Raw genomic sequence first — 22,673 nt, 5'->3', positions numbered from 1 at the left:
GGAATTGACCAATCTGTCATCCCGGCCAAGCGTTCGCTGCGAGAGCAGGGAGCGCGCAGAGCCGGGACCCACTTCAACAATGTTCATATTTCTGAGTAGGTCCCGGATCGCGCCCTTGTGCCAGATGTCGTGATCTTCGCGGGCGCGTCCGGGATGACAATATGGGTTCGCAAAAGCACCTCCCCGCAAGGGGGAGGTGAAAGATGTATTATTCTGCCGCTTCCACCTTGTCCGCGAGCGGGTGGGAGAGGCGAGAGACCATTTCCTTCGGCACTACCTGCCAGAAATGGGCGAGTTCCACATCCCAATTGGTGAGGAGTTCCGCCGCCCAGGCCGAGGCCGTTTCGGTTTTGTGTTCCTCGATCAGGCTACGCAGCACATTTTCCCAATGCACGGTGGAGACGCGCTGATAGATGACGCTATCGGGGTTGACGTGATCGGTGAAACGTTCGTCCGCATCATAGACGAACGCCATACCGCCGGTCATGCCCGCGGCGAAGTTGTCGCCAACGCGGCCGAGGATCGCGACCAGGCCGCCGGTCATGTATTCGCAGCCATTGGAGCCGCAGCCTTCGATGACGGCGGTGGCGCCAGAGTTTCTCACCGCGAAACGCTCTCCCGCCTGGCCCGCGGCGAAGAGCTTACCCGCCGTGGCACCGTAGAGAACGGTATTGCCGATGATGGTGTTATCGCGCGCGATGAACTTCGCCGAAACCGGTGGGCGGATGGCGATGGTGGCGCCCGAAAGCCCTTTGCCGACATAATCGTTGCTGTCGCCAAAGACTTCGATTTTCAGGCCTTGTACCGCGAAGGCGCCCAGCGATTGGCCGCAAGAGCCGCGCAGCTTCAAGGTGAGATGGCCCGGCGGCAGGCCGGTCATGCCGTATTTCTTGACGATATGTGACGAGGTGCGGGCACCGATGGAGCGCATGGTGTTACGCACCGTATAGGTGAGCTGCATCTTCTCGCCGTGATCCAGCAGCGCCCAGGCGTCTTTCTCGATTTGCGCATCGAGGGTGTCGGGCACTTCGTTGCGGCCCTTTTGCGTCGAATAGCGCGCATGGGTGCCGGGGTCGGCCTGCACCAGCAGCGGATTCAAGTCGAGATCGTCGAGTTCTTCGGCGCCGCGGCTGATCTGAGTGAGAAGATCGGTGCGGCCGATGACGTCTTCGAGTTTGCGGAAACCAAGGGAGGCCAGGATTTCGCGCACTTCCTCGGCGATGAAGCTGAAGAGGTTGATCACCTTGTCGGGCGTGCCGGTGAATTTCTCGCGCAGCTTTTCATTCTGGGTGCAGACGCCGACGGGGCAGGTGTTGGACTGGCATTGGCGCACCATGATGCAGCCCATCGCGACCAGCGAGGCGGTGCCGATGCCATATTCCTCGGCCCCCATCATCGCCGCCATGACGATATCGCGGCCGGTGCGCAGCCCGCCATCGGTTCTGAGCGTGACGCGGTGGCGAAGATTGTTCAGCGTCAGGATCTGATTGGCTTCGGTCAGGCCCATCTCCCACGGCGCACCCGCATATTTGATGGAGGTGAGAGGAGAAGCGCCGGTGCCGCCATTATGGCCCGAGATCAGGATCACATCCGCTTTGGCTTTCGCCACGCCCGCAGCAATCGTGCCGATGCCGGTGGCCGCGACCAGCTTCACGCAAACCCGCGCAATCGGATTGATCTGCTTGAGGTCATAGATGAGCTGGGCGAGGTCTTCGATGGAATAGATGTCGTGATGTGGCGGCGGCGAGATCAGCGTCACGCCGGGCGTGGAATGGCGCAGGCGCGCGATCATCTCGGTGACTTTGAAGCCGGGAAGCTGGCCGCCTTCGCCGGGCTTGGCCCCTTGGGCGACTTTGATTTCCAGCTCGCGGCATTGGTTGAGATATTCCGCGGTGACGCCGAAACGGCCTGAGGCGACCTGTTTGATCGCGGAATTGGCGTTGTCGCCATTGGATTTGGGCTTGAAGCGCACCGGGTCTTCACCGCCTTCGCCGCTATCGGATTTGGCGCCGATGCGGTTCATGGCGATGTTGAGGGCTTCATGGGCTTCGGGCGACAAGGCGCCCAGGCTCATGCCGGGGGTGACGAAGCGTTTTCTGATTTCGGTGATGGATTCCACTTCCTCCAGCGGCACGCGCTGGCCGGTTTCGCGAAAATCCATCAGATGGCGCAAGGAGACCGGCGGCATGGCGCGCACGCCATCCGAGAAGCGCTTATAGGTGGAGTAGCTTTCGGTCGCGACGGCGGTCTGCAAGAGATGAATGAGATCGCCCTTATGGGCATGGGTTTCCCCCGCAGCGCGCGCCTTATAGAAGCCGCCGATGGGAAGGGTGGCTGCCTCGCCATCAAAAGCGCGGGCGTGCAGGCGGGCGATTTTCTTGGCGATGCCGGTCATGCCGATGCCGGAAATGCGGCTGGGCATGCCGGGGAAGATGTCGGCGACCATGGAGCGCGACAGGCCCACGGCCTCGAAATTATAGGCGCCGCGATAAGACGAGATCACCGAGATGCCCATCTTGGAGATGATCTTGAGCAGCCCGGCGCTGATCGCGTCGAGATATTTCTTCACGCATTGGCCGAGCGGCTGATTGCCGTAAAGCCCGCGCGCATGGCGGTCGGCGATGCATTCCTGCGCGAGATAGGCATTGACCGTGGTGGCACCGACGCCGATCAAGACCGCGAAGTAATGGGTATCGAGGCATTCGGCGGCGCGCACATTGATCGAGGTATAGGTGCGAAGGCCCCGGCGGACGAGGTGGGAATGCACCGCGCCGGTCGCCAAAATCATCGGCAGCGCGGCGCGCGCTTCGGTGATCTTCTCATCGGTGAGGATGAGGTGGTTATAGCCTTGCAGCACGGCCTCTTCCGCTTCGGTGCGCACGCGGTCAATGGCTTGTTGCAGCCCTTCGCCGCCTTCGGCGGTGGCAAAGGTGCAGTCGATCTCGAAGAAGCGGCCTTCAAGATGCTCCTTCATGCGCAGGAACATGCCGGTGGAGATGACCGGGCTTTCCAGCACAAAAACCTCGGCCTGCTTGCCATCCTGCTCGAGCACATTGCCGAGATTCTGGAAGCGGGTTTTCAGGCTCATCACCCGCTCTTCGCGCAAGGGATCGATCGGCGGATTGGTGACCTGAGAGAAGTTCTGGCGGAAATAATGCGAGAGGGGGCGGTATTTCTCTGACAGCACAGCCAGCGGGGTGTCATCGCCCATGGAGCCAATCGGCTCCTTGGCGTCTTCGACCATCGGCTGCAGCACCGTTTCCATGTCTTCCATGGTGTAGCCCGCCGCGATCTGGCGGGCGCGGCGGGTTTCGGCGTCGAACATCAAGGGTTCATCGCCGGGCCCGATGATGGGGTCCAGAGCCACAATGCGCTTGGTCCATTCTTCATACGGGTACTGGGCGGCGAGGCTGTCCTTGATCTTGCGGTCTTCGTAGAATTCGCCTTCCTGCAAATCGAGCGCGATCATCTGGCCGGGGCCGACGCGGCCCTTGCGGGTAACGTGATTGTCGTCGAGCGCGTTCATGCCGGTCTCGGAGCCGACCACGAGAAGCCCGTCATCGGTGAGGGCGTAGCGCAGCGGACGCAGGCCGTTACGGTCCATGCCGGCGATCACCCAGCGGCCATCGGTGGCGGCGAGGGCGGCAGGGCCGTCCCACGGCTCCATCACCGCATTGGCATAGGCATACATGGCGCGGTGGGCTTCCGGCATGGTGGAGGCTTGCTTGTTCCAGGCTTCCGGCACCAGCAAGGTCTTGGCGAGCGGGGCATGACGGCCCGCGCGCACCAGCGTCTCGAACACCGCGTCCAGCGCGGCGGAGTCGGAGGAACCCGGCTGAATGATCGGCTTGATGTCCTCGCCCGCGCTGCCGAAGAGGTCGGAGGCCATTTTGACCTCGTGGTTCTTCATCCAGTTGATGTTGCCCTTGACGGTGTTGATCTCGCCATTATGGGCGAGCATGCGGAAGGGTTGCGCCAAGCGCCAAGTGGGGAAGGTGTTGGTCGAATAGCGCTGATGGAAGATGGCGAAAGCCGAAACAAAGCGCTCGTCGGTGAGGTCGGGATAGAAATTGTCGAGCTGCTCGGCCAGGAACATGCCCTTATAGATGAGCGAGCGCGTGGACAGCGAGCAGACATAGAAATCGGCGATATGGGCGGCGCGCACCGCCTGCTCGATGCGGCGGCGGCAGAGATAGAGCTTGCGGTCGAGCTCTTCGAGATTGTCGTCGGTGCCGGTGTCGAACATCACCTGTTCGATCTCGGGGCGGGTGGCATTGGCCTTCTCACCGATGATGGAGATGTTCACCGGCACCTGGCGCCAGCCATAAAGATAAAAGCCGGAGCGCAGGATTTCGGATTCCACGATGGTGCGGCAGGTTTCCTGCGCGTTGTAATCGGTGCGCGGCAGGAAGATCTGGCCAACCGCGATGCGGCCCGAGCGCTGGGCATGGCCGGTCTGCTTGACCTGGGCGCGGAAGAATTCCTGCGGCACCTGGATGTGAATGCCAGCGCCGTCGCCGGTCTTGCCATCCGCATCCACCGCGCCGCGATGCCAAACCGCCTTAAGGGCTTCAATCGCGCGGGTGACGACTTCGCGCCGGGGCTTGCCATCCACCGCCGCAATGAGGCCGACGCCGCAAGCATCGTGCTCCTGATCGGGAGAGTAGGCGTGGGCCTCTTCCAATTTCTTGGCGTTGGCGATGAAGCGTTGGATTTCCTGCTCGCCGTTATACTCGGTCATCGGAACTACTCCGCGGCTTGCGGCTGGGCCGCTTTGTTTTCGAGATAGGTATGGATGGCGGTGGCGGCATCGCGCCCATCGCGCACGGCCCAAACCACCAGAGAAGCACCGCGCACGATATCGCCGCCCGCAAAGACGCCCTCGATATTGGTCATCATGGTGGAGGGCTTCACGCGCAACGTGCCCCATTTGGAAACGCCGAGCGTCGGCTCCTTGAAGAGTTCCGGCAGCGGCTCGGGATCAAAGCCGAGCGCCTTGATGACGAGATCGGCTTGAAGCGTGTAATCGGCGCCTTTGATCTCTTCCGGCGATTTACGGCCCGTGGCATCGGGCAGGCCGAGGCGCATGCGCGAGATGCGCACGCCTTCGACGGCGGCATCGCCAAGGAAGCCCTTGGGCAGGGTCAGCCATTGGAAATCGACGCCTTCTTCCTCGGCATTGGTCACTTCGCGCAAGGAGCCGGGCATGTTCTCGCGGTCACGGCGATAAAGGCAGGTGACGGATTTCGCCCCTTGGCGGAGCGCGGTGCGCACGCAGTCCATGGCGGTATCGCCGCCGCCGATCACGGCGACATTCTTGCCCGCGGCGTTGAGCTTTTCACCATCGGTGATGGTATCGCCGAAGCCGGTCTTATTGGAGGCGGTGAGGAATTCGAGCGCGGGCACGATAGCGCGAAGGCCGACGCCTGGGGCATCGATTTCGCGGGGCTTATAGACGCCGGTGGCGACGAAGACCGCATCATGAGAGGCGCGAATGTCGGCGAGGGTTGCGTCGCGGCCAACCTCGAAATTGAGCTTGAAGGCAATGCCGCCATCTTCCAGGCGCTTGACGCGGCGCATCACGACATCCTTCTCCAGCTTGAAGCCGGGGATGCCATAGGTGAGGAGCCCGCCCGCGCGGTCGTGGCGGTCATAGACGGTGACGCTATAGCCTTTCTTGCGCAACTCTTCGGCACAGGCGAGGCCCGCCGGGCCCGCGCCGATGATGCCGATGCTTCCCGCGCGCGTGCGGGTAGGGGCGAGGGGCTTGACCCAGCCTTGTTCCCAGGCGGTGTCGTTGATGTATTTCTCGATAGCGCCGATGGTCACGGTGCCATGGCCGGACTGCTCGATAACGCAATTGCCTTCGCAGAGCCGGTCTTGCGGGCAGATGCGGCCGCAGATTTCAGGAAAGTTGTTGGTGGCCTGGGAGAGCTCATGGGCCTCTTGCAGGCGGCCCTCGGCGGTCAGCTTCAGCCAATCCGGGATGTTGTTCGAGAGCGGGCAATGCTGCTGGCAGAAGGGCACGCCGCACTGGCTACAGCGCGAGGCCTGCTCGGCGGCCTTCTCGGCGGCGAACTCAGCATAAATCTCGTGGAAGTCGCGGGCGCGGTCTTCCGGCGGGCGCTTGCCTGGCATCGCGCGACCCAGGCTCACGAATTTCAGCATCTTCTCGACCATGACGGGTGCGTAAGGCAGTCGCAGGCAAGAATCCAGCGGATTCTCATAAGAAAGACAGCAATGCTGTCTAGAAAAATGCGAGATTTTGCGAGGCGCAGAAGTGTGGGCTGGATGGATTGCGCTATAAGTAAAAAATGCTGTCATAAATGACGGGCGCGCCGCGAATCGGGGCGCGCGTAAAGCAAAAGGCCGCCCTCTCGGACGGCCTCTGGTCGGATTGGGGTATTCCCCTTCGTGTCATCCCCGGCGAGCGCGAAGCGCGAGGGAAGGGGACCCAGGTGGAACGGCTCGCAGGGCCGCAATAGGCTAGGCAGGCCAAATTTCTTTGGGCGTCCAGCCAAGCTCGGCTTCTATGCGTCGGCGATATGGCGTGTCGATTTGGCGAGGGGCGAGGCGGACATAGCGCTCGGCGTTTTCGCGTTGATTGCCATCAAGACTGCGTAAATGAGCAATGACCTGTTCAACCGTTGGGTTCTCCATTTTGGGAGGGCCTTTGAACTTAGGCGGCAGCGCAGTCCACACGACAGCATCAAGGCTATGTACTTTCGCCCATTCCGGTAGGTTTTGAATCGTGCTCGGCTCAGCGTCGCCGTCTTTCCAGTGGCCAATATCTTTTTCGAAGTTTTTATCGCCTATGCCCTCGCGGAGCTTTAGGGCTTGGCGAGCGGTATTCAAATCACTGCAGTCCATTATCGCCCATAACGCACGAACGGGCTTGGCAGTATCCTGAATCACGAGGGTGATCCTGTTGTCCGTCGACTGTCGTGCGAACTCGACCTTCACGAATGGACCGTCATTGAACCATTGACGCTGAATTGGCAGACCTCTTGGGTCCCATATTAATGAGCCCCATCCAATGCAGGCTATGATCATTAGCTCCCCCCATTTCACTATATGATCGATGCTTTTTGCATCGTAGCAGGTTTTGCTACCTGGGTCCCCTTCCCCTCGCTCCGCTCACTTTCGTTCGCTGCACTCGGCCGGGGATGACATCGAGTACAAATACAAAGAGCCGCTCTCGCGAGCGGCTCTCTTCAAAATAGATAGTGCGTAGGTCTATTTCAGCGCCTCTTTCAGGCCCGGCACGAACTCGATCCCGTTGGGAACCTGCGCGGTGGATGCCTTCAGGGCATCGCCGATGGGCTCGGCGCGGCCACCCAGATTCTTAGCCAGGAACTGCTCGGTCACGGACCAGAAGGCGATGGAGTTTTCCGGCCGGGCAAAGCCATGGCCTTCATCCGGGAACAGAACATAGGTGACCGGAATGTTCTTCTCCCGCATCGCCTTCACGATCTGATCGGATTCAGCCTGGTTGACGCGCGGATCGTTGGCGCCTTGGCCGATCAGCAGCGGCTTCTTGATCTTGTCCGCTTTGAAGAGCGGTGAGGCGTCGTGCAGGATCTTCTGGCCTTCGGGCGTAGTGGGATCGCCCATGCGCTTATAGAACTGCACCTTGCCCGCTTCCCAATAGGGCGGAATGGTTTTCAGCAAGGTGGCAAGATTGGAGGGGCCCACGATATCGACACCGGCAACGAAGGTGTCGGGCGTGAAGGTCAACCCCGCCAGGGTGGCATAGCCGCCATAAGAACCGCCCATGATGGCGACCTTATCCTTGGTGGTGACGCCTTTCTTGATGGCCCAATCGACGGCATCGATCAGGTCGTCGTGCATCTTCAAACCCCACTGCAGATTGCCCGCAGAGATGTAGGATTTGCCGAAGCCGGTGGAGGCGCGATAGTTCACGCTGAGCACGGCATAGCCGCGATTGGTCAGCCATTGATGCACGCTGTTATAGCCATAGCTATCGCGGCCCCAAGGTCCGCCATGCACGAACAGCACCATCGGCAAGGCCTTATCGGGAACGCCATCGCCGTTGGCATCGCTGCCCGGCGGCAAGCTGAGATAGGAGACTTCCGTCAGCCCGTCGCGGGTCTTGATCTCCACCGGATGCATCGCGGCCAGCGGAAGACCGGTAAGCTCGGGACGCGAGACGTAGAGCTGCTTCAGGCTCTTGGCTTTGCGGTCATAGAGATAAACCGCCGGCGGGGCGGTTACCGCATCCACCGAGACGGTCCAAAGATCGTCCTGATAGCTGCGCGAGGTGATGGCGATTTCGCCCTTCAAGCTCTTTTGCAGGAAATCGAGATCGCCTTTGACGGACGGATCAACCGCGGTCCATTCCGTCTTCAGATAATCGACCGCATAGGCTTCCACCTTGCCGGTTTTGGGATTGGCGAGCGTTTCGCCGATATCGGCTTTATCGCTTTCGGCAATCACCGTCTTTTTGCCGTTCGCCACATCTTCGGCGATGAGGGCCGCCTTATCGCGGCCACGGGAATCCACCCAGTACAGCGTCTTGCCATCGGTGGTGAAACCGGCCGGCCCCGTGGTCATGGAGTCGTCGAGCCCCACATCCGCGAAGGGTTTGGTCTCCACTTTGTTATCGATAACCTTGAAATAGTCGCTGCCGCCATCGGGGCGGGAGCGTACCGCGCCGCGCAAGGTCAAATGCGCATCGGCGAGAAAGCCCGCGTAATTGCCGTCATTCTGCAGCACCTTGGTCAACGCGCCGTCCTTAAGCGACAGGCTGTAGACGTCGTGCCAGTGCGGATCGCGATTGTTGAGGCCGATCAAAATGCGATCTTTGACTTCTGGTGAAACGCCAATCACCTCGACGCGCGTCTTCTCAAAAGGCGTCAGTGTCTTCTGCTCGCCGCTCGAGACGTTCACGCTATAGAGCAGGAAGTTCTCGTCACCGCCCTTGTCGTTGATAAAGAGGATGGTGGCGGAATCCGGAGCCCAGAAATAGCCGCGGATCGGACGTTTCTTTTCCGAGGTCAGCGCTTTGGCCGCGGAGGGATCGCTCACCGGCGCGACCCAGATATTCATCACCCCGTCACGCGGCGCCAAATAGGAAAGCCATTTGCCGTCCGGGCTGATCCTGCCCTGGCTGCGGCTTGGATTGCCAAACAACTTTTGGCGCTCGATCAGCGGTATGTCCCCTGCTGCGAGGGCAACGGATGAAACCGCGACCCCCACTGCCGTAAAGGCTGCGAACAACAACGATTTCATGAAGTCCCTCCTAGACCTAAGCCCACACGGGGCAGGAATGAGGTGGGTATCGGTTACAATTTATCAAGGTGGTGCACCGGCATGGCTAGCTATGCGCGGCTGTGATAGGTCAAAATCAGATGTGGGTCGCGTTTGCGGGGTTTTATGCACGATATTATCAATGCCATTCTTCTGGGCATTCTCGAAGGGCTGACGGAGTTTCTGCCAGTGTCGTCCACCGGACATCTCTTGGTGGGTGAGCGGCTGTTGGGCTTGCCCGACAATAAATGGGAATCCTTCACCATCATCATTCAGTTCGGCGCCATCCTCTCGGTGGTCGCTGTCTATTGGAAGAAGTTCTGGGATGTGCTGATCGGGCTGCCTTCTAAGCCCGAAGCGCGTCAGTTCACCCTCAATGTCCTTGTCGCCTTCCTGCCAGCCGCGGTGCTTGGCGCGACGGTGTTCAAATTCCTCAAGGAGTATTTGCTGCAGCCGAGCCTTGCCATGCCGGTGATCGGCGCCTGCTGGGTCTTGGGCGGTATCCTGATCCTCATCTTGGAGCGCGCCGCGCCCAAGCCGCGCTATACCGATGGCGATGCGCTGCCGCTGGCGAAGGCGTTTCAGATCGGGCTTTGCCAATGTGCGGCGCTGATCCCAGGTGTTTCGCGTTCGGGTGCGACCATCCTGGGCGGTGAGCTTTTAGGCGTCGACCGCAAGGCGGGCGCGGCCTTCACCTTTTATCTCGCGGTGCCGACCATGCTGGGGGCGACGGTCTATGACCTCTATAAGGAGTGGCACAACTTCTCCGGCTCCGACACCACTAACATCGCCATTGGCTTCGTGGTCAGCTTCATCGTCGCTTATGTGGTGGTGAAGGGCTTTATCGGCTTTGTCGGCAAATACGGCCTCAAGCCTTTCGGCTGGTACCGCATCGCCTCCGGCGTGGCGCTGCTGGCATGGCTGTATTTGGGGTAACGGGGAATGTCATCCCGGGCGAGCAGGCGATGCGAAGCGTCGGCTGAGAGACCCGGGACCCACTCCAACACCATTCAGATTTCTGAGTGGGTCCCGGATCGCGCCATAGTGCCTGGCGAAGAAATCGCCGAGGCGCGTCCGGGATGACAGGAATGCTTGATCACCGCATCGCCTAAACGAAAATGGCCGGGTCAATGCCCGGCCATGACGCTATTACAGGTATGCAGAAGCTGTTTCTTACCGCGCGCTGATCGCGACCTGATCCTTGAACTGGCCCTTCGGATGGAAGCGCCAGAGGTATCCCGGCACGATCGATTCCACGCTGGCCGGCGTGATGCCCAAATCATCAAGCGTGAAGGCGCCCGGCTGCACCACATTATCGGCCTTCAAGAGACGCACCTGATCCACGGTCAGAACCGGGCGGATGGGCAGAAGGAAGCTCGGCAGCTCCGCGACAAAGCCCATCACCGAAGCGATGAAGCTGGGCAGGGGCAGGAGCAGGCGCTTGCGGCCGGTCTCGGCCAGGATGAACTGCAACAGCTCCTTGAAGCTGTAGGTCTTGGGGCCGCCAAGCTGATAGGTGCGGCCTGCGGTGCGCACATCCTGCACCGCTTTGAGAATGGCCGCGGCCACGTCCGCGACATAGACCGGCTGGAACTTCGTCTGGCCGCCGCCAATCAGGGGCAGGGCAGGCAGAAAGCGCGCCATCTGGGCGAAGCGGTTGAAGAAGCTGTCCTCCGGCCCGAAGACCAGCGATGGGCGCAAGATGGTCACGCGCGGGAAAGCCTCGCGCATGTTGCGCTCGCCCAGCCCCTTAGAGCGGGCATAGCCGGAATCGGATTCAGTATCGGCGCCGAGCGCCGAGACATGCACCAAGCTGGTCACGCCAGCCGCCAGCGCAGCTCGGGCGATGCGGCCGGGCGCGTCGCAATTGATCGACTCAAAGCCCTGCTTGCCATGGCCATAGAGAACGCCGGTGCAATTGACCACGATGGCGGCGCCCGCCACGGCTTTCGCAATATCTTCCTCGCGGTTGATGTTGCCTTTCACGATCTGAATCTGGCCGACTTGGCCGGCCGGCAAGAGGAAATTGGCGAGGTTGGGCCGGCGCGTCACCGCGCGGATGCGATAGCCTTCCTTGGCCAGGGCGCGCACGGCATGGCGGCCCAAAAATCCCGAAGCGCCGAACACGACGACCAGATCGTTCTGCATGACGAGGTCCTAAACGGTTTAGACTCGTTCTATGGCACGAAGGGCCGGTTATGTCATCACTTTAGGGGCTTTAGGCGCCGCCATGCTAAGCGGCGCTGCCCTCCGCCACATAGGCCCGTTCGCCCGTGAGCGGCTTGACATAAACCGTGACCAGCTTGCCGCTTTTGGGATCGACAAAGCGCTCCGCCGTGCGCTGCCAGCCAGAGCCGGTGGGCGCCTGATCCAGGATTTTCTTATAGGCCACCCGCTCGTAAAGGATGCCGAAAACCAGGATTGCACCCCAAACGAGCATGAAGGCGGCGGCCTGCCAATGACCGGAAATACCCGCCATGGCGCCGGTGACCAGAAGGGCGCCGCCCAGGGTGAGGAGGATGTTACGCAGCATGCTCTTCCTCCAGCACGACCGCGGTGCCGTAAGCGACGATCTCGCTCATGTTCTCGCCGATCTCGGAGGAATCAAAACGCATCATCACCACCGCATTGGCGCCCATGGCGGTGGCGTTGGCGACGAGCCGGTCTACCGCCTGGCGGCGCGCTTCTTCCAGAAGCTGGGTGTATTCATGGATTTCGCCGCCGAAGAGCGAGCGCAAGCTGGCAATGATATTGCCGCCCAGCCCGCGCGAGCGCACCACCACGCCAAATACTTGGCCTAATGTCTTGGCCCGGCGAAAGCCCGGCACCGATTCCGTGGTTGCAACCAGCATGTTTTACCTCCCTGACCCGACCCGCCCGCAGCGGGCGGGCGAAGCACCCATAAGACATAATATAGGGGGCAAAAGGCGGGCGTGACGGGGCGGCAGGGAAGTTTTTGTGGGGTACGGCGCAAATTTTCGGGCGGACGGCAGGGCAGGTGCCGCGATTCTGAGAGGGGGACGGAAATTTGCTGGCCTGGACAGGGGGTTCGGAGGCGGTGGCGCGATTTCGAGGTGCAGTGTTGGGATTTTCGGGGTGGGGGCGAGGATTTTAAGGGGAGCGCGCCTACGCCGCGCCGCAAAGCCAAAAAAAGTTGCCCAAACACCCCTTTAAGCGCGCGCGCCGCGTTGACTTGGCCCCCCGAGGGCAATAAACACCCCGCTCCCAAGCCCGTGCCCAGATGGCGGAATTGGTAGACGCACTAGTTTCAGGTACTAGCGCTGCAAGGCGTGGAGGTTCGAGTCCTCTTCTGGGCACCAAGTCTCTGATTTTCAAAGAAAATTTGGCATTTCGCGAAGCGGCCTCAGGCCGCTTTTTGCGTTGCCATTTTGTGCGCTGGGGCCAATTCATCAACTCCGCCCCTCGATAAAATTGACGGAGTGCCGCTCGCCTGACTGCGAGGTTCGAGAAGATGATGGCGAAACAGTTGATCAACGCATCGTAAGCTCTGTTCAAAAAAGCGGGTGCTTACCCGAACCATGTATCTGAGAACGATGCGTGCGAATCTCATCATGGCCTGGCCGCAACAGCGGTCCACTCGCCAGAGGCCGGATACATTTATGCAGACTGTCCCCGTTAGCACTGCCACGACCCTTGCACGGACGGGCGGGCCATACATTTTTTGAATTGAGGTCCTTTAACATCGCAACGTCGAGCATAGTCTCGGCCAACAGTGTCTTCAGCTTGCGGTTCTCTTCCTCCAAAGCCTTTAGCTTCTTGGCATCCGAGACATCCATCCCGCCGTACTTGGCCTTCCACTTGAAGAAGGTGCCAGACTCTACAAAAATTTGGAGGTAGTTCAGGGGCTCTGGTCACAGGTAACTGCCGGACCTAAGGCGCTGCCGGTCGCACCATTTGGCGAAGATGCGCCTCGTTTTCGCGACACTTGCATTCACGGGGTAGGAGCACGGTCACACCATGCTCGATGCGATTCAAGATCGAGCGTGGACATCATGGGTGCAACGGCTTGCGTAGGCAGCTGGGCTGGCAGAGTACAGAATATGGTTTCTTCAGCCACTTGAATGAGTATCGAGCCCTATGGGGCTTCGAAAATCCGTTTCAACACTCACCTGAGCCGCTTTGCAAGTGCGTGGTCCTGTCTGCAACATTTATCGCAACCGCCCTTAAAATCCCTACTATCGCGCGGGCGATTTCAAGGGGATCGATCTTTCCCTGCGCGGGGCGGGAGAGGGATGCGGTCGCTGATCGGCTAAATGCAAACGAGCTTTCGCAAGCAGGTGGTTAATGCCCTCCCGTTTGCGCGACTGGGCTCTCGGTATTCCCGAGGGCCCATTTTTTTTCACAGATTCCGCAGCGGTCTGCCTTCACGCCTATTCGTTTGGCTAACCTACAAGCAGGACGCATTTCATGCTGGTTTTAGCCTTATTTGCCATTTTGGGTGGGCGTTCAAATCACGTCTGCCGCTTCGCACCAACAAAAAACCGCCCTGCAAAGCACTAGTCCGCCCTGGAACATTTTTCGGCGCAGGCAACTGGGCGGCACAATTATCATACCAAAGAAAACGCGCCATGAAGCCTTAAGACACGGCGCACGCGGGACGGACGAAGAGGGACTGCTTGCATCTGAAAGAATGGCGCGCACGCGGCTGACAGCGCTTACGCATTTCGCGTGCTTGGGACATTGGAGGGGATAGGGATGTAGCGAGGTGTCGATAGACATGGGAACCGTGCAGCTCAGGCCGAGCAGAAATTTCGGTGCTTCTGCTAGCCGCAACAGACATTCGTGGCTGGTTCAAAACAGCCAAATGAGGATCGCCGGTTAACTCAACTTGAAACTGGAAGGCGTCGCTCGTGGCGATTTGCGAGCGCCGGTGCAGTCAAAGAGTCAGAAAAATGCGGGCGGCAGCAGTCGCCGAGCTGGGAGGAAAACAATGACTCAATCATCTACGTCAATCCGTGGCAGTCTTTGGCTGTCCGCCAGTATTTTGGCAATTATGGCCGCTAGCCCTGTATTGGCGCAGCAGGTCGAAACCGTGACGGTGACAGGCATCCGTGCCAGTTTGCAGTCGGCGCAAGCCATCAAACAGAACTCTGATCAAGTTGTGGATTCGATCTCTGCCGTCGACATTGGCGCACTTCCGGATCGTAACGTTTCCGAAGCATTGCAGCGTGTTCCCGGTGTGACGCTTACCCGCAACGATGCAGGAAACAATCTCGTCGCGATGGGCTCTATCAATACTTCGATTATGATCCGCGGCCTTGCGTGGGTGAAATCGCTGGTCAACGGGCATGATGAATTCACCGCTATCAATGGCCGTTCCTTGAACTTCTCGGACGTGTCGGCTGATCTGTTGTCCGGTGTTGATGTTTATAAGAGCCCGACCGCCAAAATGATTGAAGGTGGCGTTGGCGGCGTGATCGATCTGAAGACCCGCAAGCCTTTTGACCAGGATGGCCAGATGATCGCCGTCTCGGGCGACCTCACCTATGGCAATCTGTCCGACCGCATGGTGCCTTCCGTCAACGGATTGTATAGCAATCGCTGGAACACGGGGATCGGCGAAATTGGCATTCTGGCCTCCGTCGACTGGCAGGATCAACGTACCCGCACCACAGGCATCCGGCTCGCCACCTATGACTGTTGGGACATGTCAAGCGCCAGCTTGGATCGAAAGAGCCTGACCGATACCGGCTATGACACCTGCATGGCGGAGCCTGTCAGCGCTACCGCTGGCCGGTTGATGGGACCGAAGGGATGGGACTATCGCCAGCTCGATTATCATCAGCAGCGCCTCGCCGCCGATCTCGTGCTGCAATGGCGTCCGAGCGATAAGCTGGAGTTCACACTTAGCGGCTTGAACTCCTTAGCCAATCACCAAAATCTCGAACATTATGTATCCGTGAATATCAGTGGCGATCAGTTCAAGGCTGGAAAGTTCGACAGTGCTGGGAACTGGTATAGCAGCCAGTCAAGCCTAAACGATTTCGATACGGGCGCCGGCTATGGCCATAACCGCTCCAGTGATTTCAGCCTCAACGCCAAATACAATCCGACCGATTCCTTGGAAATCACGGCCGACGTGCAGTTTGTGGAATCGGATTCGACCCAAACAGGTATGACTTTGTATACGACGGCAAAGGACAAGCCGACCTATACAATCGATGTCTCGAGTGGCGATCCGAAAATCACCTACACAAGCCCCAGTACTCTCTCCAAGAGGAGTAATTACTACTGGAGCGCAGCGATGGACCACCTTGAGTACGACTCGGCCCACGCTTTCAACGCCCGTCTCGATGCCAGTTACAAGCTGCCCGGCAATGGCCTGTTTGGCATCATCAAGAGCGTCGATACTGGTTTCCGCACCGAGCAGAAACTCTCGGTCACTCGGCAAGCGGGCTATAACTGGGGTGCTCTGACCCAAACATGGCAAGGCGATGGTCTGGCCTATCTCGATGGCACCATCGGCTGCAAAGCCGGCAGCAATTGTTCCTTCGCGGCGGCTGACGGCGTGACCTATACTACCGCTACCGGCACCATGGCCAAGGTCAACGAGCAGGCGGAGTATTTCAATTACGCGCAGATCCTGGGCAATTCCATGCCGAGCCTGTGGCTCCCCAGCACGTCCTTCGCAAGGATGAATACACTCGACTCTTATAAGCTTCTTTCCTCGGTCGAGTTGGCCGCCAACGGCAACGACCAGAACTGGCAGCGCTGGATTCCGTTTGCGGCGGTAGCCGGATGTACCGGCGCCGATGTGACCTGCCTCAATGCCTATCAGAACGCCAAAGGCAGCAATAGCTCCGGTAACCGCAGCAGCACAATCAAGGAACAGACCTACGCAGGCTACGCTCAGTTCAACTATGCGGTCGACTCGCTCTTTGGGGCTGACATCCCGATCGACGGTAATATCGGCGTGCGCATCATCCGCACCGAAGATCAGGTCGGTGGCGGCTTGCTGGTCATGCCTTACCTGAACCGCACCTGCACAGTGGGCGAAGTTCCAAACGACAAAAAGACGGTCACGACGTGCGCCGACTACAACAAAGCAGTGCAATTCCTTGGCGGTATCGCCGGACAAGGCGCCACGATTGCCCGCCCGGCCATGTCCAACGGCTATACAGATATCACGCCGAGCTTCAATTTGATCGCGCATTTGAACGACAAGCTGCAAGCGCGACTGGCGTATTCTCAGACCATCGTCCGTCCGGACTTCGCCTCTATGAACTCCAGCGCGTCGCTGAACTTCAATTTCTATGACGCGAACACTTATCAAAAGGGCATCTGGAACGCGGATCCGTCGGGTTCGGGCGGGAACCCGAGCCTGAAGCCGATGCGGGCCAACAACTACGATGCCAGCATCGAATGGTACTTCGCACCGACAGGGTCGCTGACCTTCTCGGTGTTCCACAAGGACCTGTCGGATTACTTCCATTCGGCGACGGTGAAAGAAACCATCGTCCATCCGACGTCTGGCCAGGCGATGAGCTTCAATTACACCACCACCATCAACGGCAAAAAGGGCAAGATCGAGGGTTTCGAACTCGGGTACCAGCAATTCTATGATCAACTGCCTGGCATCTTTGGCGGGCTTGGTGTCGAGGCGAACTACACCAAGATCTACAATTCGGGTGGCGTGAACGGCTCGGGCGATATCAGCAATACGTCCGCCACCGCCTTCGCCCAAAGCTCGAAGCTTCCGATTGAAGGCATGTCGAACGACACCTACAATCTTGCGCTTTTGTACTCCAAGTACGACATCGACGCGCGTTTCGCATGGAACTGGCGCTCCAAATACCTGTCAGCGACTTCGGACGCGGACAGCAAGCAGCCCGCTTGGGTGGAGAACTATGGCCAGCTCGATGGGTCCATTTTGTATAGCTTCTGGGAGCATTACAAAGTTGGCGTCCAGATCACCAACATCACGGGCGCCAAATATTACGCGGACAACGGTACCTCCGACTATCACCCCCAGCGTAACTGGGTGGAAGCCGACCGCAGGTTCTCACTCGTGTTCCGTTCCCTCTTCTGATTTTATGACTTGAATGCCGTGCGCCCCCTTGGCAGTAACTCCAGGGGGCGTTTTTTTGGATATACCGTCGTCACGCGCGTATCCGGGAGCCATCATGAGTCTCGCAGACGACCTTCTGACCGGCAAACGCTTCTTTGATGTCGGCCGGTACGATGCAGCGCTGATTTGCTTCGAGAGAATTCTCGCCCAGGCTCCCAACCAGTATGATGCCATGCGAGCAATGGTGATCACCCTCAATGCGATGGGGCGGGCGGCGGATGCGCTTGAGGTCTGCGAAAAGGCGCGGCGACACCATGGTAAAAGGCCGGAATATTACCACTTGGCAGCGCAATCCTTAGAGCAGCTTGGCCGAATTGACGAGGCGCGGCGTGCTTTCGAGGAGGCGATAGCGCTCGCCCCGGCCGCGGTGCACCATTATTATGGCCTTTCGCGCCTCGTGCGGTTTCGGCCGGGTGATTTCTATCTCGACAAGTTAGAAATGCTGGCGAAGAACATCTACCGGCTAAGCGATGTCGAAAAAATCGAGCTGCATTTCGCGTTGGGTAAAGCCTATGACGATCTTGGTCGTGTTGAAGAGGCTTTTCACCATTTCGCCGCGGGAAACCTCTTGCGCCGCGCCCAAATCCAGTATGACGAGGCGATGTGGCTGGGGCTGTTTCAGGCCATGCAGGACGTCTTCACGCCCGAGGCTATTGCCGCGTTTCATGGCGTGGGTGACCCATCTGATGTGCCCATCTTTGTGATTGGAATGCCACGTTCCGGCACGACGCTGGTGGAGCAGATTCTCGCCAGCCACCCCAAGGTGTTTGGTGCCGGTGAGCCACTTTATCTGCATCAATTCTTGGGGCAGGGCCTTCTGGGTGCAGATTTTCCTCATTCGCTTGCCGCGCTAAAGCCTGCGGATTTACGCCGTTTTGGGGGCACTTACGCCACACGGCTGAAAACGCATGCGCCAGAGGCTGCGCGCATCGTCGACAAGTTGCCGACGAATTTTGTTCTCGCGGGCCTTATCCATCTTGTGCTGCCCAGGGCGAGGATACTGCACGTCAAACGCGATCCGCTGGATACCTGCTTTTCCTGCTTTGCCAATCTGTTCTCGCAGCAGATCGACTACAGTTACGATCTTGGCGAGTTGGGCAGGTATTATCGCGGTTATGCGGTATTGATGGAACATTGGCACCGCGTGTTGCCGCCCGGAACCATCCTCGATGTCTCCTATGAAAGGCTGGTCGCAGACTTCGAAACTGAGGCCCGCCGCATCGTCGCCCATGTCGGGCTTGAGTGGAATCCCGATTGTCTCGATTTCTATCGTACAGATCGTGTGGTCCACACATTGAGCGCTGCTCAGGTACGCGAGCCGCTCTATGCCCGCGCGGTGGGGCGGGCCGCACCTTATCAGCCTTTTCTCGAGCCGCTGAGGAATGCGCTCCGTGAAGGTTGAAATAGGTTGGGTGCTTGCCGGACCTGCTTGGGCTGCGACGAAAGGGAGATTAGCGTCGATAATTGGCTGGGTTACGGTTAGGGCGAACGATTGTACGGGCGGTTACTCGAAATGGACCTGACCGGAAGCGTAAGACTGGGAGCGGCAAAGCCAATAGCTTCAACCGGGGGAGTTGCTGTGGGGCGCCTGTCGCGCTGGCAAAAGGTACTGCTGGTCTTTCTTGGGTGGACATTCATCGGCTTGCTGATGGCTGTACCGCATGCTGTCGCAAAGTTTGATTGGCCGAATGTCATCAACAAGCTGATTGAGTATTGGGCATGGGCGTTGCTAACTCCCCTGTTTCTGTATGTGGATCGTGTACTTTCGCGTTATGACGGCAGGCCAGTGCTGCGCGTTGCCATTTTCCTGCTGTTGAGTGGTCCTTTCAGTTTCGTTCACGTCTATTTGACGGCTTTTTTGCTGTATGCCGACCCCCAGATTTGGTGGAACCCGCTTCGAACGCCGGAGTTCGTCACCTACTATTTCCTCGGCGGCTGGCTGATGAGCTTCGCCATTATCGGAATGTTGGAGGCGCTTCGATATCACCGCAGCTTCATGCAAGGGCAGATCGAACTGGAGCGCGTTGAGAGGCGGCTTTTGGAATCGCATCTCAACACGCTGCGGATGCAGCTCGAGCCGCACTTCCTGTTCAATGCCCTGAATACGATATCTTCTGAAGTGATCTCAAACCCGGAGCTGGCGCGGGATATGATCGAGGATCTCGGGGCTCTGCTTCGTCTCTCGCTTGACTACAAAGATAACCAGGAAATATCGCTGGCACAGGAGATCATCCTGCTTGAACATTATCTGGCGATTCAGAGGGTGCGGTTCGGAGACCGTATTCAGACCGGTATGGACATTCCGCCAGAGTTGATGGAAGCGATGGTGCCCTGCATGTTGCTTCAGCCGATTGTCGAAAACTCTATACGTCATGGCCTTGGAAAACGTGCGCAGGGAGGCTGTGTGAACATATCCGCGATGCGGGAAGGCGGCATACTGCAAATTGTGGTGGTGGACGACGGAGTGGGGCTGTCGAACGGCTGCAATCTCGAAAATGCCAAGGGGCTCGGGATTCGGGCAACTCGCGAGCGTCTTGCCGGGCTTTATCCCGGAACAAGACACTCCTTCTGGATCGGGAGCCGTGATGTTGGTGGCGTAGCCGTTGTTATGCGCGTGCCGTTGCGATTTTCTGGAGCAGGGGATGATGGAACAGCAGCGGCTTAAGGCGTTCAGAGTTCTTCTTGTAGATGATGAGGCGCCAGCTCGCCGGCGCCTGCATGATTTGCTCTCTGACGATCCTGAAATCAGCACTATTTCCGAAGCCGAGAACGGCTTGGCTGCCGTCGCGGCGATCGAAAGTGAAAAGCCCGATATCATATTCCTGGATGTGCAAATGCCGGAGGTCGACGGCTTTGGCGTAATCGACGCCATCGGCAGCGATCTCATGCCTTTGACGATCTTCGTCACCGCCTATGACCAGTATGCGCTTAAGGCGTTTGAGGCAGATGCGGTGGACTATCTCTTGAAGCCTTTCGGCGACAAGCGTTTCCATCAAGCCGTGGCGCGCGCGAAGGCCCGTCTTCGCAATTCGGACTGCAAAAGCATTGGCCCGAATGTCATGGGGCTTGTGTCCAAGCGCGAAGCGTCGGGTGTATTATGGGACTGGCTGGTGATCAAAACGGGTGGTGTGACCAAGCTGCTCATGGCCTCCGAGATCGATTGGATCGAGGCGGCGGGGGTGTATGTCAATTTGCATTTCCAGGGCAAGGAGTGCGTCTACCGCTCGTCACTGGCCGCCGTCACGAAGCGCCTCGATCCAATGCGCTTTGTGCGCATACATCGGTCGAGTGTCGTTAATATCAGGGCGATTACGCATCTTGAGCCCATCTCTCACGGGGAGTTCGAGGTTTTGTTGCGCGATGGAACGCGTTTGACATTGAGCAGGAATTTTCGGGCAGAAGTTGAAAAGCGTCTAGGCCAGTCTTTGTAAGGCGTGCCTGCAACTTAGGTGGTCCGGTTCATGTCAGGCCCAGTCCTCTCTGCATATCCCAAATCCACCCCGGAACATTTTCCAGAGGTCATCGCGCGAGCTCTATAGTAGATGTCATATAAATGCGCCGACCGACCGAAGTACGGCGCAAAGGGAAGAGATTTCGGATGTGGCTGGGTCATGGCCACCGAAGACTTGCCATAGAGTGCTTGCTGGCCGCGCATGCGTCCGGTCGGCTTTAGCGGGAAGTCTTGTCTGAACGTCTCTCGAAGAGTGCGGGAGGGAACGGGTGATCTATTCTAGTCGTACGCTTTTAGGCCTGGCCGCAGCTGCCTTCATGACGCTGCCTCTCATGGCGCAGCCGCCCGCGCGCCAGTTTTCTTTAGATATGAACATGGTGGCCGGGCAGCGCGACATGGCTTGGCAGGACTGTGTTGGTGCCGATCATCCCGGTATTCTGCTGCGGCCCGATAATCTCGCCCAGCTGAAGCTGGTGCATGATGAAATCGGGTTCAAGTTCATTCGTTTCCACGGCATCCTGCACGACGATATGGATGCCTATCATGAAGTGAACGGCAAGCCTGTCTATAATTTCGACAAGATCGATGCGGTCTACGATGCGATCCTGAAGACGGGCATGAAGCCGTTTGTCGAGATTGGTTTTATGCCGCATGATTTGGCCAGTGGAACCAAAACGATCTTCTATTGGCAGGGCAATGGTTCGCCGCCCAAAGATTGGGGCAAGTGGTCGGACTTTATGACGGCCTTCGCGCGCCATCTGGAAACTCGCTTCGGTGTGGCCGAGGTGCGCTCATGGCGGTTCGAGGTGTGGAACGAACCGAACCTGGACGGTTTCTGGACCGACGGTAATCAGCAGACCTATTTCAAACTCTATGATGTGACTGCGAAGGCGATTAAAGCGGTCGATCCGGCATTGCTGATCGGCGGCCCCTCGACGGCTGGCGCAGCCTGGGTTCCAGAATTTCTCGCCCACACAAAAGAATCTGGTGCCGCCGTCGATTTTATTACTACCCATGCTTACGGTGTTAATGGGGGTTTTCTCGACGAAAAAGGCGAGGGCGACAATAAGCTGGCGCCGCAGCCGGGGTCGATCAGCAATGATGTTTGGAATGTACGCCGCGAGATTCAGGCTGATGCGCCCGGCCTGCCGCTCTATTTCACGGAGTGGAGCACGAGTTATAATCCGCGCGACCCAATTCACGACGATTATCTGAGCGCGGCCTTCATCCTCGACAAGCTGAAGAAGACCGAAGGTGGGGCCCAGTCGATGAGCTACTGGACCTATACCGATCTGTTCGAGGAGGCTGGTCCGCCGCCTTCGTCATTCCATGGCGGCTTCGGTCTGGTCAATCGCGAGGGCATCCGCAAGGCGGCATTTTTCGCGTACAAATACCTCAACCAACTCGGAGCTCAGGCCCTGATTGGCGCCGATACACGATCGGTTCTGACCAAGACCGAGAACGGCTTCGCCGGTCTCATCTGGGATTACACAATGCCGGACCAGAAGGAGAGCAACCGTCCCTTCTTCCGCAAAATCAGGCCGTCTGTGGCAGTCGCGCCCGCCGAGCTGAATATCTCCAATCTTTCGCCGGGTTCTTACCGGCTTTCGGTGTACCGCACGGGATACGCGGCTAATGACGCTTACACACAATATCTGAAGTGGGGCATGCCCAAGGATCTCTCGGCGGATCAGGTTGCCGAATTGCAGCGGCTCTCCGCCGACAGTCCGGAGCGCAGCGAGACGGTGACGGTTGGCGCAGATGGAACCTTCCATCGCACGATCGCGCTTCGGCAGAATGATGTTGTGCTCGTCAGGTTGGAAAAGGCCCCGCGTTAATGGGGGCGAGTTCACGCCATTTCGT

The 22,673-nt window shown here is 58.7% G+C and carries 13 protein-coding genes, 1 tRNA gene and 1 pseudogene; 7 read left to right on the top strand and 8 right to left on the bottom strand.

Translation table 11 applies throughout. The annotated features are described in order from the left end of the window. Window positions 1-208: 208 nt before the first annotated feature. The 4 genes from gltB to FHS83_RS00770 form a co-directional block, all read right to left on the bottom strand. Window positions 209-4,741, bottom strand: a complete 4,533-nt coding sequence (gene gltB, locus FHS83_RS00785) for a glutamate synthase large subunit (protein ID WP_167079906.1) — start codon at window positions 4,739-4,741, stop codon at window positions 209-211. Window positions 4,742-4,746: 5 nt separating this feature from the next. Then, window positions 4,747-6,180 (bottom strand): NAD(P)-dependent oxidoreductase, encoded by a 1,434-nt coding sequence (locus FHS83_RS00780; protein WP_167079904.1) that lies wholly within the window; start codon window positions 6,178-6,180, stop codon window positions 4,747-4,749. A 306-nt stretch (window positions 6,181-6,486) separates the two neighbouring features. After that, the gene (locus FHS83_RS00775; protein WP_167079902.1) at window positions 6,487-7,053 is read right to left on the bottom strand and encodes a hypothetical protein; all 567 of its coding nucleotides are present in this window, start codon (window positions 7,051-7,053) and stop codon (window positions 6,487-6,489) included. 183 nt (window positions 7,054-7,236) lie between these two features. Next, window positions 7,237-9,252, bottom strand: a complete 2,016-nt coding sequence (locus FHS83_RS00770) for a S9 family peptidase (RefSeq protein WP_167079900.1) — start codon at window positions 9,250-9,252, stop codon at window positions 7,237-7,239. Window positions 9,253-9,396: 144 nt separating this feature from the next. Here FHS83_RS00770 and FHS83_RS00765 point away from each other — a divergent pair, with 144 nt between their 5' ends. After that, a complete protein-coding gene (locus FHS83_RS00765) occupies window positions 9,397-10,206 on the top strand; it encodes an undecaprenyl-diphosphate phosphatase (protein ID WP_167079898.1) in 810 nt (269 codons plus the stop codon). A gap of 237 nt (window positions 10,207-10,443) precedes the next feature. Here FHS83_RS00765 and FHS83_RS00760 read toward each other — a convergent pair whose 3' ends face one another. The 3 genes from FHS83_RS00760 to FHS83_RS00750 form a co-directional block, all read right to left on the bottom strand. Next, window positions 10,444-11,418: a complex I NDUFA9 subunit family protein gene (locus FHS83_RS00760; protein ID WP_167079896.1), complete on the bottom strand. Its 975-nt coding sequence runs from the start codon at window positions 11,416-11,418 to the stop codon at window positions 10,444-10,446. A gap of 85 nt (window positions 11,419-11,503) precedes the next feature. Next, window positions 11,504-11,803: a hypothetical protein gene (locus tag FHS83_RS00755; RefSeq protein WP_167079894.1), complete on the bottom strand. Its 300-nt coding sequence runs from the start codon at window positions 11,801-11,803 to the stop codon at window positions 11,504-11,506. Continuing rightward, on the bottom strand, window positions 11,793-12,122 hold the full coding sequence (locus FHS83_RS00750) for a YbjQ family protein (RefSeq protein ID WP_167079893.1): 330 nt from the start codon (window positions 12,120-12,122) through the stop codon (window positions 11,793-11,795). Before FHS83_RS00750 ends, FHS83_RS00755 begins: the two co-directional genes overlap by 11 nt. A gap of 383 nt (window positions 12,123-12,505) precedes the next feature. Between FHS83_RS00750 and FHS83_RS00745 the strand changes: the two genes are divergently transcribed. Then, window positions 12,506-12,590: transfer RNA gene (locus FHS83_RS00745), tRNA-Leu, on the top strand. Window positions 12,591-12,944: 354 nt separating this feature from the next. Here FHS83_RS00745 and FHS83_RS00740 read toward each other — a convergent pair. After that, a pseudogene (locus FHS83_RS00740) lies at window positions 12,945-13,100 on the bottom strand (transposase); the annotation flags it as partial. A 1,121-nt stretch (window positions 13,101-14,221) separates the two neighbouring features. Between FHS83_RS00740 and FHS83_RS00735 the strand changes: the two are divergent. The 5 genes from FHS83_RS00735 to FHS83_RS00715 all read left to right on the top strand — a co-directional run bounded on the left by FHS83_RS00735 (window position 14,222) and on the right by FHS83_RS00715 (window position 22,648). Next, window positions 14,222-17,320, top strand: a complete 3,099-nt coding sequence (locus tag FHS83_RS00735) for a TonB-dependent receptor (protein ID WP_167079891.1) — start codon at window positions 14,222-14,224, stop codon at window positions 17,318-17,320. 94 nt (window positions 17,321-17,414) lie between these two features. Further along, entirely contained in the window at window positions 17,415-18,761 is a 1,347-nt protein-coding gene (locus FHS83_RS00730; protein ID WP_167079888.1) for a tetratricopeptide repeat-containing sulfotransferase family protein, read from the top strand. A gap of 111 nt (window positions 18,762-18,872) precedes the next feature. Next, window positions 18,873-20,024 carry a sensor histidine kinase gene (locus FHS83_RS00725; protein WP_167079886.1) on the top strand — a complete coding sequence of 384 codons (1,152 nt, stop codon included), beginning with the start codon at window positions 18,873-18,875 and terminating at the stop codon, window positions 20,022-20,024. Next, window positions 20,002-20,790 (top strand): LytR/AlgR family response regulator transcription factor, encoded by a 789-nt coding sequence (locus FHS83_RS00720; RefSeq protein WP_208414162.1) that lies wholly within the window; start codon window positions 20,002-20,004, stop codon window positions 20,788-20,790. Before FHS83_RS00725 ends, FHS83_RS00720 begins: the two co-directional genes overlap by 23 nt. Before the next feature lie 337 nt (window positions 20,791-21,127). Continuing rightward, window positions 21,128-22,648, top strand: a complete 1,521-nt coding sequence (locus FHS83_RS00715; RefSeq protein WP_167079884.1) for a GH39 family glycosyl hydrolase — start codon at window positions 21,128-21,130, stop codon at window positions 22,646-22,648. The last annotated feature ends 25 nt before the right edge of the window (window positions 22,649-22,673 follow it).

Origin of the sequence: Rhizomicrobium palustre, assembly GCF_011761565.1 — a bacterium.
GTDB lineage: Bacteria > Pseudomonadota > Alphaproteobacteria > Micropepsales > Micropepsaceae > Rhizomicrobium > Rhizomicrobium palustre.
This window is presented reverse-complemented; position numbering and strand designations above follow the sequence as displayed.